The organism is Ferruginibacter lapsinanis, assembly GCF_020783315.1.
GTDB classification, from domain to species: domain Bacteria; phylum Bacteroidota; class Bacteroidia; order Chitinophagales; family Chitinophagaceae; genus Ferruginibacter; species Ferruginibacter lapsinanis.
The window spans coordinates 3,229,393-3,242,986 of record NZ_CP086063.1 but is presented as its reverse complement, the minus strand read 5'-3'; the positions used below and the strand labels follow the sequence as shown (position 1 = coordinate 3,242,986).

9 protein-coding genes are annotated in these 13,594 nt (G+C 37.0%); 2 read left to right on the top strand and 7 right to left on the bottom strand.

The features are described from left to right. Window positions 1-11: 11 nt before the first annotated feature. Window positions 12-467 carry a CAP domain-containing protein gene (locus LK994_RS13455; protein ID WP_229760613.1) on the bottom strand — a complete coding sequence of 152 codons (456 nt, stop codon included), beginning with the start codon at window positions 465-467 and terminating at the stop codon, window positions 12-14. Window positions 468-687: 220 nt separating this feature from the next. Here LK994_RS13455 and LK994_RS13450 point away from each other — a divergent pair, with 220 nt between their 5' ends. Together LK994_RS13450 and LK994_RS13445 are read left to right on the top strand one after the other, a co-directional pair. Further along, window positions 688-1,560, top strand: a complete 873-nt coding sequence (locus tag LK994_RS13450; RefSeq protein ID WP_229760612.1) for a glycine-rich domain-containing protein — start codon at window positions 688-690, stop codon at window positions 1,558-1,560. Window positions 1,561-1,638: 78 nt separating this feature from the next. After that, window positions 1,639-2,154: a nuclear transport factor 2 family protein gene (locus LK994_RS13445; protein ID WP_229760611.1), complete on the top strand. Its 516-nt coding sequence runs from the start codon at window positions 1,639-1,641 to the stop codon at window positions 2,152-2,154. Window positions 2,155-2,379: 225 nt separating this feature from the next. On the opposite strand, the gene LK994_RS13440 is transcribed toward LK994_RS13445, so the two are convergent. The 6 genes from LK994_RS13440 to LK994_RS13415 all read right to left on the bottom strand — a co-directional run bounded on the left by LK994_RS13440 (window position 2,380) and on the right by LK994_RS13415 (window position 13,327). Next, complete coding sequence (locus tag LK994_RS13440) at window positions 2,380-5,385, bottom strand: M12 family metallo-peptidase (RefSeq protein ID WP_229760610.1); 3,006 nt, start codon at window positions 5,383-5,385, stop codon at window positions 2,380-2,382. 533 nt (window positions 5,386-5,918) lie between these two features. After that, on the bottom strand, window positions 5,919-7,607 hold the full coding sequence (locus LK994_RS13435) for a T9SS type A sorting domain-containing protein (RefSeq protein ID WP_229760609.1): 1,689 nt from the start codon (window positions 7,605-7,607) through the stop codon (window positions 5,919-5,921). Window positions 7,608-7,736: 129 nt separating this feature from the next. Next, window positions 7,737-8,147 carry a hypothetical protein gene (locus LK994_RS13430; protein ID WP_229760608.1) on the bottom strand — a complete coding sequence of 137 codons (411 nt, stop codon included), beginning with the start codon at window positions 8,145-8,147 and terminating at the stop codon, window positions 7,737-7,739. A 440-nt stretch (window positions 8,148-8,587) separates the two neighbouring features. Next, on the bottom strand, window positions 8,588-9,244 hold the full coding sequence (locus tag LK994_RS13425; RefSeq protein ID WP_229760607.1) for a hypothetical protein: 657 nt from the start codon (window positions 9,242-9,244) through the stop codon (window positions 8,588-8,590). 114 nt (window positions 9,245-9,358) lie between these two features. Continuing rightward, complete coding sequence (locus LK994_RS13420) at window positions 9,359-12,529, bottom strand: PKD domain-containing protein (protein WP_229760606.1); 3,171 nt, start codon at window positions 12,527-12,529, stop codon at window positions 9,359-9,361. A gap of 207 nt (window positions 12,530-12,736) precedes the next feature. After that, window positions 12,737-13,327 (bottom strand): Lcl domain-containing protein, encoded by a 591-nt coding sequence (locus LK994_RS13415; protein ID WP_229760605.1) that lies wholly within the window; start codon window positions 13,325-13,327, stop codon window positions 12,737-12,739. Window positions 13,328-13,594 lie beyond the last annotated feature (267 nt).

Sequence of the window (13,594 nt, the reverse complement as noted above, 5' to 3'; positions counted from 1 at the left end):
ACAATGATCATCTATCCGGCAAATATTTCTGTATAATATATTACACCACGCCTGCTTTTAGCAATACCAATACCTATGTATCTGTATTTGCCCAACATATTTTTACGATGTCCCGGAGAGTTCTTCCACATTGTTACTACTTCTTTAGCTGAGTTTGCACCATAAGCAACATTTTCGCCAACTCTCCGAACGGAAGGAATGACTTTGACAGCCTTAGCGTTCCTTTGAGAAAAACCCGTGTGCCCGAAAGCCACCATTCCACGGGCCATATCCTCACTATGTTTCTGGGCCAATGCATTCAACTCGTTCCGGATAGTAAGTTCATTCAAGCCATACGACCTTCTGAATTGATTGGTCAGACGTAAAATATTTTCTGTAATACTGCTGTTCTCAGGAGATTTAAATGAATTGAGAGAAAAGAAAAGCGTAATGCATATGATGGTTGTATAGATATGAAACTGTTTCATAGTGATGTTTTTTGATATGAATCCAATTTTTATACCACGATAATTGTATTGAAAAAATTTATACTTTCTTCAATAGGGTAGTTGGGTTTAATTGGAAAAGATCATATGCTTTTAAGAGTAATGGGTAGCATGCAGGTTATTGCAGATTTTAACAATTAAAATAAACAAAAATATCCAGGATATAATTTCTATCTTTCTTATTCATCTAAAACTAAAGATCATGCGAACATTATTATCCGTTTTATTTTTAGGTTGTTATTTAAATGGGATGGCTCAAAATGTTGGCATTGGCACAACCAATCCTACAGAAAAATTACATGTGGAAGGTAATATTAATCTTGCCGGAAACCTTAAGCTGAATGATGTAAGTGGTCAGCCCGGGCAGGTAGTAATGACCAATGGCAATGGTAGTACACAGTGGGTGGATTTGAGTCAATATAAAAATTTTGTTAACCTGAGTTTTGCCAGCGGCAACTGGACGGTTCCTGATGGAGTTACAAAAATTATGGTGGAAATATGGGGCGGTGGAGGCGGAGGCTCCAAAGATGCCGGTGGTGGCAGTGGTGGCTATATGATGGCTAATATCACAGTTACTCCGGGAGATGTACTTCCGTATAATACTGGTGCCGGAGGCCTTGGTGCAGCTTCCATTGGTGGAGATGGAGCCAATAGCATTTTTACGGCCGCCGGTGTTTCATTTTATGCCATGGGCGGCGGTGGTGCACAAACAGATGGCATTAATGTTTCTTATGGTTCAGGCGGTGGTTTTGATATCAGTAGTGCCTTATTCCGCAGCTATTTTGGAGTTAATGGAGAAGCGGGGGCCATTAATAAATTAGAGTACTTCCAAACATCTCCAACTGAATTTCTGAAAGCTACATCGGGTGGCAATGGGGGCAATAGCCCCTATGTACCCAATACCGGGGGAAAAGGTAGGACGATGGTAATAAAAGCATCCGATAATTCTTATGTGCTGGTTTCTAAAACAACTCCCGGAATGCAACCGGGTGGTGGTGGTGGTAGCGGTTTTGATAACGGCAGTATCGGTGTAGGCGGCACAGGTGGAAGAGGTATGATACTGATACACTATTAGAAATCTTTGCTAAAGCAGGGATTTCTTATTCCTTATTTAAATAGTATATTTAAGAATAACTAAACCAAAACTATTATTATGAAAAAGTTACATGTTTGTTTAATTGCATTGTTATCAATGATTGCTTGCAATCAGAAACCTTCAATGGAAAACGCAGATAAAAAAGATAGCGATGCTAAAGCAAAGTATGAGAAAAATCTTGCTACGGTTAAAGCCTCTGTCGTTGCTTTTGAAAATAAGCAGGCGGATGCATTTGCTGCAACACTTGCAGATAGTGCTGTATGGGTGCCTGCGGTCTATGGTACCGTACCCGGAAAAAAAGCAGACTACTGTAATGATTCAAAATGGTATTGGGATAATTTCGATAGTATTCAATTGATCAATGCAGCTTATTTACCCGGTCTCGATTCACTTACACATGAATTTGATGGTAGTGTACGTTATTATGGAACCTGGATCAGCAAGCATAAATCGGGTGTAAAAACATCACTGAATTACTATGCTACTTTTGATTTTAATAAAGACAATAAAATAGTCTATGCCGCTGAGTTTTATGATGCAGGTGGATTAATGAATGCTATTAAAGCTAAATAAAAATAATAAAGTGCTTTATTATAAATGCCGGAAGAAGCGATTCTCCGGCATTTATTTTTCATGGAAATCGTAGTCAAAAGATGAATAAACGATCATCACAAGGAATGTTAAGATCGCTGAAATTTATTTACATAGATACGCTCACTACAGACTTACAGCTTACTTACAGATAGTAGTAAGTGAGTTAATTTCTTCTTAGGTAAACTGATTCAGTCAGTTGGCAGATCAATGCACAACAATAACATTGCCTTTTCTTTTTAATAAGTTTCCTTTGATATCTATTCCTTCTGTAAACCAAATGTAATTTCCTGCATCAACTCTTTTGCCATTATAATAGCCATCCCATCCTTTCTGAGCTTCGGTTGTAGTGTAAATAATTCTTCCTTCTCTGTCATACACTTTAAAGGATATGAATTTTGTTATTCCTACCGGAAAGCATTTCAGTATATCATTCATTCCATCTCCATTAGGAGAGAATGCTGTTGGAACATATATATCAGGACCTTTGTAAACTTTTACCATTACAGAATCTGTTGCTGTACAACCCGAAGGATGAGTACCTTTAACAACATACAATTGACTTGTATTTAATGAAGCGATCGGGTTTGCACTATATGGATTATCAAGACCTGTTGATGGAGTCCATTCAAATTTATTTATACCTAAATTAGATACTTCAACAACATGCAATTGAATTGTTTGTCCTGTTGTTATACTCATATCATTACCGGCAAATATTTTGGGAGGAGCGGCTATAGTAATAGAAGTTGTATCTGAAGTACTGGAACACCCTGTGATATTGTTGGTCATAGTAGCAGAATAATTACCACTGCTTGATATTTTTAATTTACCATCAGTTGTTGTAGAAATGAATGTGCTGCCATTATACCATTTATACTCAATGCCTTGCTGTGGTGAATTAATATTTAACATTACTTCGCCTCCATCACATAACAAATAACCAGTAGTTGGTAAAAGCGCAGAATCGGGTAGAGCGTTTATTGCCAAAGTAGCAGTATTGCTCATGGTTTTACAACCATTGGCATCGGTAACTTCAAGTTGATACACTCCTGCGGCACTTGCGGTAAATGAATTTACATTGGCTCCGGTTATTGCAGTTGTGTTATTATACCACTTAAATGTTTCGCCGGCTTTGGCTGTATGTGTAAATGTTTTTTGCGATCCTTTACAAACATTAAAAGTACCTAGTGGTGATATTGTAGCATCCGGGGCAGGTTTTAATGTAATGGTTGTAGTAGCTGATGTATTTGTACAAGAACTTGAGCTAGGAGAATAAACTCTTACCTGGTAATTGCCTGCCGCATTAGCGACATATGAATTACTTGTAGCTCCTGGAATAGGAGAGCCATTCAGTAACCATTCTATTGAATTGGTAGTGCTGGGGATGGATAAAGTAATATTTTCATTGGAACAAATAGCAGTGCTGGTTCCACTTGTTGAAATAACCGGTGTAGGGATGTTTTGAAATGTAAGTTTATAATTAGCTGATTGTCCTTTACAGGTGCCATTGTCAACAGTTACATAATAAGTGCCCGTAGTAGAAGCAGTGTACGTGTTGTTAGTTTCATTAGGAATAGCGACTCCGTTGTTGAACCATTGATATTGATAACTACCTGCAGGAACTGCAGATGCAGTCATTGTATACGTTTCATTAATACATTTTGTAACTGTAGCAGTAGACGGCGATACATTTACAGTGATCGTATTACCCGAAGATTTAATTTTAACTCCTTTTGTAACGGTGCAGTTCGGGTTAAATATATCACCCTCTCCTTTAACGGTAACATAATATGTACCTACAGCTAAATTGGTAGCCGTAGCATCTGTAGAGCCATTGCTCCACAAATAAGTAAAGGGTCCCTTGCCACTGGTTACAACTGCAGTAGCAGAGCCGGTAGGGTTTCCACAACCAATATCCTGCGTGGTAATATCTAAGCTGATATTGCTGCATTCGCAAAGGCATCCATACATTCGATCAGAGCCTGTTACTACTTTTTGCCGGATCAGATTACCGGGTAAAGGCCCAAAGCCATTTGCAAAATTGATACCTACGGAACTAACCGTATGACAATAACTCATTATCGTGCCGCCACCGGGGGGAGGAGTGGGACCAGTTGAGCAAGGCCCATCCAGAACAGGAGAACAATTATCGATTGGTCCTCCCGGCCACGTACAGCTATGCGTATGTGGTGATCCGATATTATGACCAATTTCATGCGTTACACCATTTATCGAAAAACTATAATTTGGGTAAGCTCCATAAGTGAATGAAAGATTTGCACACATACCTTTACCGCCTCCGCAAAGAACATCTAAAGATGCCAGTCCTCCGCCTAACTTATTTGTAGTTAAATAATGGGCAATATTTCCATTAAAATTCCAGGGAAGCCTGGCCTTAAACGAATTTAAAACACTATTGGTACTTAGCATATTATATTCCGGGTCGATCACATCCCAAACTTTAACTTCCCTGATCTGTGCCAAAATATTTTCATTAGCATATATCGCCTGAATTCCATTGAATAAAATGGTAAAATAATTCAAAGCGTTTTGTACAGACCTTCCTGCCCCGTCATAAATACTATAAGAGAGTTCGAAATTGATATTTACCGGGCATCCAACATAAGTTCCGGCAGGCCTTGCTTTTAAATTTTCCAGAGAAATACTTTTGCCGTTGTCATCGCTTGTAAAGCATTGAATTTTTGCGCCGGTATATTGTTTATCAGCGTATATGATATAATTGTCTGTTTCGTAATCTCCAATGGTGTTGGCAATAGAGAGTGTATAGTTTTCTCCATTTACTGATAGTACGCCTCCTACACTTTTTTCAAAAATACTGATGGCCACCAGGGATTTGCTTTGACCAGCGATCTTTCCCTGCAAATAATATCCGGGCTTGTACTGATATTGTTTTAAACTACTTGCCAATACCACATCAGCATTATTATAACTAAACAGGTTTACTTTATGCAAATTCAGAACCAACGTTTGGTTATTTTTATAAGGAAGCGATAATTGAACACTATCTTTTAAGTTTTTATTTAACAGATCCAGAACTGATCTGTTTAGCGTGAGTTTGGTTGCGCCGGAAATATTTTCGGTAGGCTTGCCTTTATACTTACCGCTATATGCAAAAAGTTCTTGAGTCTGAGCATGAGAGGATAAAAAAATAGTTATCAGACAAATAACAAGGGAAAATTTCGACTTCATATGCAACAAAATAATATTAAATCCCGTTGATGGAATTAATTAAAAAAATAATAATAAAATACACACTTAGGATAAAGGAATAGCAAAACCAATCATTTTGCACGTATAAGTTTACAATTAAGTAAAACGTAATATTAAACTGTGCATATTGAGTAATATCTGTGTTTAACACCCGTTCAAATTACTCGATCAAAAAAAACTATCCCGCTCTTTAGTAGAGATGAACGATGAGGGAAATCAATTGCTCAAAGGTTTTAAAACATGATAAAACTACATGTATTTTTTTAAAAGTATTCTGTTCTGCTCAATTTTTTATTGCCTGAATTTTAAAATCAGCTATTGATAGTAGTTAGCTGATAGCGGCGGCTTTTTACGGGAACGATTGCGTAATTATAAATCAGTAGTATTGACTTATAATACTGATGGAGTGAGTTGCAATATTCATATTGTTTAGTAGCACAATAAATAATATTATTAATTCAGTTGTATCTGGAACTTTACCATTTTTTGCACGTATGAGGGCAGAGGAGGAGCTATAGTTTTATGAAGGTATAAGTAATGTTGTTCCTGGTAGTTAAAAAATATACCCCCTTACTTAAATATCCTAAAGAAAATTTGTTTGCTCCTTTAGTAAGATAATGTTTCTTAATAATGCTTCCATTCAGATCAGCAATATACACCTCCATACTATAAGGAACAGTAATATTTACGATATCCGGTACAGGGTTAGGCCATAACTGCAATTGTTGTATTTCATATCGAACATAAGCAACATTGCTATATCTGTATTCACCATTATTGTCAATTTGTTTGATACGATAATAGTTGTTCCCTTGATTTGGTGCAGGATCTACATATTCATATTTCATCTCTGCTTGAGTGCTTTCTGATCCTATTAGTTCTCCTGCGACTTTAAAATGTATACCATCTATACTGTGCTCTATGATAAATTTTGCATTATTGATCTGTGAAGACACAGACCATGAGATGATGGATCGGTGGTCGTGAATTGTTGCAGTTACAAGCGATTCCCAATTAACAGGTACTGTGCCACTGACTATTTGAAAGGTAGTGTTCAAATTTTGATTAACCAGATCGGCATAAAAAGGAATTGCATTATTATTCGTTGAATCATAAAGAGAAACAGCATACATTGTTGCGGTACCTGGTTGAGAATATTGAGGGATCGTAATAACAGCCTGCCACACTCCGTTTAGTGTGGTCCCTGAGATCAGTGTTGCGCTTTGGCCCATACCGCTTCCTCCAGGTAACTGTATATTTGGAACAACCATTTTTGCACCGCTAATATTATCGGTTACATTTACTGTGATAGTAACATCAGCAGCCCCGTTGGTAATATCTACTGTTTGCGGAGAAAAATTAATTGAGGTTATTGAAGGAGCGGAGTTGTCAATAGTATTGCTGATTATTTGAAAGTCTGCATTCAAATTTTGATTAACCAGATCAGCATAAAAAGGAGTTGCATTATTGTTTGCTGAATCATAAAGAGAAACAGCATACATTGTTGCATTGCCGGGTTGCGAATATTGAGGGATCGTAATAACAGCCTGCCACACTCCGTTTAGCGTGGTCCCGGAGATCAGTGTTGCGCTCTGGCCCATAGCATTTCCTCCAGGCAACTGTATATTTGGAACAACCATTTTTGCACCGCTAATATTATCGGTTACATTTACTGTGATAGTAACATCAGCAGCCCCGTTGGTGACATCTATTGTTTGCGGAGAAAAATTAATTGAGGTTATTGAAGGAGCGGAGTTGTCAATAGTATTGCTCACTATTTGAAAGTCTGCATTCAAATTTTGATTAACCAGATCAGCATAAAATGGATTTGCATTATTGTTTGCTGAATCATAGAGAGAAACAGCATACATTGTTGCATTGCCTGGTTGCGAATATTGAGGGATCGTAATAACAGCCTGCCACACTCCGTTTAGTGTGGTCCCTGAGATCAGTGTTGCGCTCTGACCCATAGCATTTCCTCCAGGCAACTGTATATTTGGAACAACCATTTTTGCACCGCTAATATTATCGGTTACATTTACTGTGATAGTGACATCTGCAGCCCCGTTGGTGACATCTATTGTTTGAGGAGAAAAATTTATGCTGGTAATAGCAGGTGGTGTAATATCAGTTTGTGAAAAACAATCCATACTAATGAATAATACAAATAATAGACTACTGATATATTTAGCTCTACACATTTTATCATTCACGTTTAGGGAAGTACTATTGGATAGCTAATATACCACCAATTTATTACTTCGCAACATAACATTTGCTTAGTTGCAGGAATGCGATGTTGATATTTTTGCCAATGTAGGAGATCCTTTTTACTCTGAAATCTCGTACTTTAATTTTGCTCCTAAAAGTTTAGCAAGATCATTCATAGCGTCGAAACTGAGTTTGGCCGGAGTATCTTTTTTGCTGGTATTTGCAATGGTTTCTGATGTATTGGACGAGTTTATTTTTCCGGTGATAATGATCTTATCATCTCTGCAGATAAAAGTATAATAACTGGTGCCTGAACCTTCAATAGCTATTGGGCCACTTTCAATTTGAAATGCTTCTTTATCGAGGTTGGCGATCTCAATGCCCTTTTTTGCAAGTAATAGTTTTACGTCAATGAAATTAGCATAAGCAGTTTCATTATTTACCACAGTGATCTGGTTGGCTTTATCGGGTATAACCTGAGCAAAGCTAAATAATGGAAAGAGCAGGAGGAGTAATAATAATTTTTTCATTTTAGTACGTTTATTAGATTAAAGATAATGAACTAAATGGTCAGATAATAAGCTGATAAAAATGAGTAATGTATCATTTGAAATTTATAATAAAAGCCTTTTTATCTGGAGATACTCTTCTGTTACTTTTTTTGCGGAAAAAAAGTAACTCCCGAAATAATCGGGACAGGCGCCAAAGCCGCCCCAAAACGATTACATCCCGTTTTGGGGATGGTTCCCTGATTAAACTTTTGTACTTCCCGAGACTACGCTCGGGATTTTCAAACTGTAAACTGGGCATTGGTAATTCTACATTATGTTTTGTAAAACTGATATATTCTTAAAACTGATAGTTCTATTGTAAGTTCTTTTTATTTCGAAGAGAAGTGGATCCTTACGCCGAAAGAATTAAATTCGTTGGTATACTTGCGCCAATGTAGGAGGATGAGGAAGTATCCGGGTTAACGGATCATATCTTTAATATCTACCAGATCTATCTCATTTATTTTATTGTCTTTTCCCTTAATTAAATATTTAATCTCACCTATACCTTTAGCAGAATATACAGTTGATTCTATATTAAATTCTTTTTGAAATTTGTTATTTTGAAGTTTGCCCTGGAAAGTTGAAAAGGTTACTATTGATGCCGTCTCTTTTCCTCTCCAAAGTAAAGTAGTATCCTTTAAGTATGTCATTTTTGTTTCAATTGAAAATGTAGATCCCTGAGAAGCAAATTCAAAAGTAGAAATCAGTTCTCCTAATTTTTTACCATTATCAATTATCGTATCTGTATAAATATCTGCTTTAATTATTTTCTGCTTGCCGAACATATAGGAATAATTTTCTATTATTTTTCTGTTTAAATATACCAATGAGTCGGTGGTGCCATTTTGATCATATGCTCTAACAATTAAGTAATTTATATTATGAATGTTTAGGTGAAAAATATCCCGAAAAGTTTTTTCTCCATTGGTTTTACTTACATAAGTAAATGTTTTGCCATTGCCTACCTGTTCTTCCGGGAAGAAATAATCTGGTGGAACAAATGAGACATAGGTTTTTTGGTGTTTGCAGGCTGAAAAAAGAATCAATATTGAAAGGAAATAAGCTATTCTCATGTATTAAAAATTGCTGATGGTAAAAAAATATTCCCTGTTGTTGTTGATCATGTTGTATGTCCTGAGTTGCAAACTCAGGACATACAACTCGTTAGTATACGACGGATAGCCGGGCTAATTTGTTATTGTTAAAGTTGTAGGGGCTTGTATGTTAAGATGTGCATCAGGCGCAAGCTCCAACCCTTTAATGGTTGTGTTTGAGTTTACATTTACTGTTCCGCTATTTATAATTACATAGGTATTTGCATCCGGAATTACACCACAATTCCAATTTCCCGGATTTGCCCACTCATTATTTATAGCACCTGTCCAGGTGTTGGCTATTAAAATTTTAAAAAGGCGACTACTGCTACCATCAACCATGCAACGATACGTATATCCATTCCATGAAGAAATAAAATTAGTGATCGTTAATGAATCAGTATTTGCGCCGGAATAATTAATGCCGTTCAGAATGTTTGTAAACCCGCTGCCTGTGTTAACCTGCCATTGATAAGCATTACCTGCCCGGTCTGATCTTAGGCCGGTATTTCCATTAACGCAAATTTGTGATGGAATGTTTACCTGTGCTGAATAGGTCTTGCTACAGCCGGTGGTCTGATAGTATTTCAGTATAACCGTATATATACCCGGCCGCTTGTAGATATGAGAAAAATTTGAAGAAGATTGTTTGAGAGAATCTCCATCTCCGAAATATATTGTATGCAGCGGGCTTGGATAAAATTTTGCATTATTATAAAACCAGCTTGAGTCATAAAAACTAATTTTTAATGGGCTGGTGGTATCAGCGCTATAACTAAATTTTGGTGGATAGATCAAACAAGTATCCAGGTTAGTGACCGTGTGATATTTCATGTATACTTCCCTGTAATCACTATTACCAATACAACCTGATGCGATGCCAACAGATACATTGCCGGGTCTTACATAAATGTATTCTGCAGAAGTACATGAATAATTGTAACCGCAAGCAAAATAACTTGATCCAACATCCTGTACGCCATATCTTGATCCATATGGTTTGATCGAATCGTAGTAAAATTTATAAGTAAATAAATTGGGGAAGATATTACTTTGAATGACTTCTATCCTGGGGCCACTAACGGCAGTGCTTGGTGTAAAAACAGATACTACTGTATCTGAACATTGAGTAAGACTGTCATATTGAATATGTTTAACAGTACGGTTTTTTATATTGTCAATATCAATCAATGCAATGCTGCGACATCCACCGTAGGAGTATTCATTCCAATAAGAATTTACTTCGGTTGCAAAATATTTTTTTAATACCTGGTTGGTATTGCCTGTTTTAACAGTATCCTTATTATCAAAGATCCAGGTATTTCTTTTTCCTTTATTATTGGCGTTCAGTCTGCCAATGAAAGTAAGTGGTAAGTAAGTGCTATTACCGCTTCTGATAAATGATGCGTTACATCCCGGTTCAAGAAATACAAATATGGGTTTACAAACTGTTGCCACACAACCGGTGATCTTATTTTTAACGGTGATGCATACATTATAATATTTCGAAGAATCGTATGTATATACAAATGGAGAAGATCCTGTTTGCTTGTAAGTTTTTCCATCCCCAAAATTCCAGAAAACAGTATCAATTACCCAGTAAGAAGGGTAACTCTCCGATGTCCGTTCGAAATTATAATTGAAGGTGATCTTGTTTGTATAGAATGTGTCTGCTTGATTGGTAATACTAAGGAGCAGGCAGTTTTTAAGCCGGTCTATTGTAACAGTTTTTGTAAGAGAATCGATGCACCTGGATATTGTATTATACACGGTATGTTTTATTGTGTATGTTCCAACAACTTTGTAGTGATGTGTTAATATACGGGAAGAGCTATCCACAGTACCATCGCCCCAATACCAATAATGTTTGGTACCAAAAGCACTATCCTGCCCGGTAAATTTTACTGCCGAAGTATCCGGGGAGGCTATAGTAAATGCGGCGGTACAGGGAGCGGTATTTTTCCTGGTGTCTACTATCATTGAGCTGGTGTCTGAAAAATTGCCATTGATCACCACCAGTTTGACCGTGTCAATATACAACCTCGGAGATACATACGATGCGTTGTAATCTGTTGAAAATAAAACAGAATTTTTGAACCATTTATAAGTGTATCGAGGGTTACTATGATTGTTGAATTTATATAAATTATTGGCGGATACTTCTGTAAGATCTATGGTGAAAAATGCCCTGGGAATTGTATTGCCTCCGCCATTGGTAGTGATCGCTATGAGGTTATCTTTATAGCCTCCTGCCCAAAACAGGTCCTTACTTCTAAAGCATGAACTCTGCAGGTAATTTTGATCTATGTCAGGGTTATCAACTGGGATTTTTTCCCATATTTTTCCGGAGTCTGTTGTTTTATACCTGGAAAATCCAATTCCATACCCGGTACTGTCATTAAAAAATTTCATTTGTTCAAAGCCCACACCATTATACTCCACATCATTTTTCTGTATCCAGTTCATTCCGTTATTGTCGGAATAAAATATTTTATCATCTATATTCAAATAAGCTTTATCAGTACTGTAAAAATTAACTGAATATATATTACCGGTGGGAACATTTAATTTTTGCCATCCGGATCCTCCGGTTTTGGTGTAGATGATCTTATTAGGATCAAAGATCCGGCCGTTAGGAAAAAGAATATTGTCAAGACTATTATCACTCAATGCATACACTTCAAGGTCGTTGGTTGCTTCAAGCTTATCAAAACAGCTATTGGGGGCAATATATACCGGTGTCCAATTAAAACCGCCATTGGTAGTTCTTAAGATCCTGTCGGCATCTACCGCATACCCCGTGAAGCTGTTTTCCGGAAATATCATGTCCATGATACCGGTACTTAATTGCGAGGGGTCGTATTGAGAATGATATACTAATGTGTAAGAGTCGCCACCATTTACAGAACGAAGTATTGCCGGTACAAATCCAAAATGCCCGTATAAAATAATATTGTTTTGATCGAAGGCTTTTATGCCACTGTATGCGAAGCCAAATAAAATATTAACACCGGTATATCCATTGTAATTAATATTGGTTACGGTTTTCTTTGTGAATGTATGTCCGCTGTCGGAAGTAAAGCCGATATAATTATTGAAAGCTACGTACCCCTGAGTGTTAGAATAAAAGCTGATGCCTATCACCTGGTCATAATCGCCTTGATGATCTGTATATATTTGACGTAATTGCGCTTTTGCATTGAAACTGGTGATAAGGCAAAAAAGTATCAGGAATACTTTGCGTTGAAATAACGAATGGGACATGCTGTTAGGGATGTTATAAGTGTTAAAAGTAGTTCTTTTTACGCTTATAACTCACCAGTGGTAGCGGAGAAGAGGAGAATGGTTGCTATGAGCACGAGCCAGGGCGAAGGGATTCGAGCATTTTACCATAAGCGGATGCCAGTGCCAAGAGCATTACATTTGTTTGTATACTTGCGCTGATATGGGCAACGATTTATTTATTTGTTATTAAAACTCCCTGATTGCTCTTACATGTCCGGAACTGATGGTATTTTGTTCTATAGGAATGCCGCTTTTAAAATCTACCAGCCAGGCATTATTAAAATCAGTTTCGGAAGAACTCCAATAATATGCATCTGCAAAGTTTCCAAGATTCTTTGTTTTAAGATTGTCATATATAAGTTCCAGTTCTTTTTTTGATGGTAAGAACCAATCGTTGAATTTGTCTACTTTATAATGAGTACATAATCCTGCGGCCAGGGTGCTGTCGGTAAGTGTTTTGGTAATGATAGATGTGTTGGATCTTCCTGCGCCAATATTTTTTGCATTTGCATGAAGTGCAGTATCAGAAAACCCCCATTTTGCTTTTGTACTGATATCCTCGTTAGAAACAATGAATCCATGCTCTTCGGTTGAATCCACATAAAAAACAATACCACCACCAAATGCTTCGCCTATAAAATGCTTTTTTGTGGCAGGTAAGCTATTTTCAGTCTGACTTTTAAAACTGATCATCATAAAAGACAGGATAGATACAAAAGTAAATGTAAGTATTTTGTTTAAGGACAAGCCAGTGGAAAATCGGTTGTGATCTGCCATATAAGTAATTTTATATTTTTTAATAATTGAGATAGCTTAACGTTTTTTTTGCCTTTATTATTGCCTCACCACCAGTGCAGATATGCGACATGGCTTTGTGGGGTTAGGTATTTGTGTCTTGCCTGATCTTTTAATCATTGAAACTTCTGTCGGCTCAATTTAAACATTTTTCGTGATAAGATACGCCTGGTTACCTTGACCGGATGCATTGCTATGCCAGAGAGATGAGAAAGTATAAGTGTTCATTGCTTGACCACAGATGCTTAT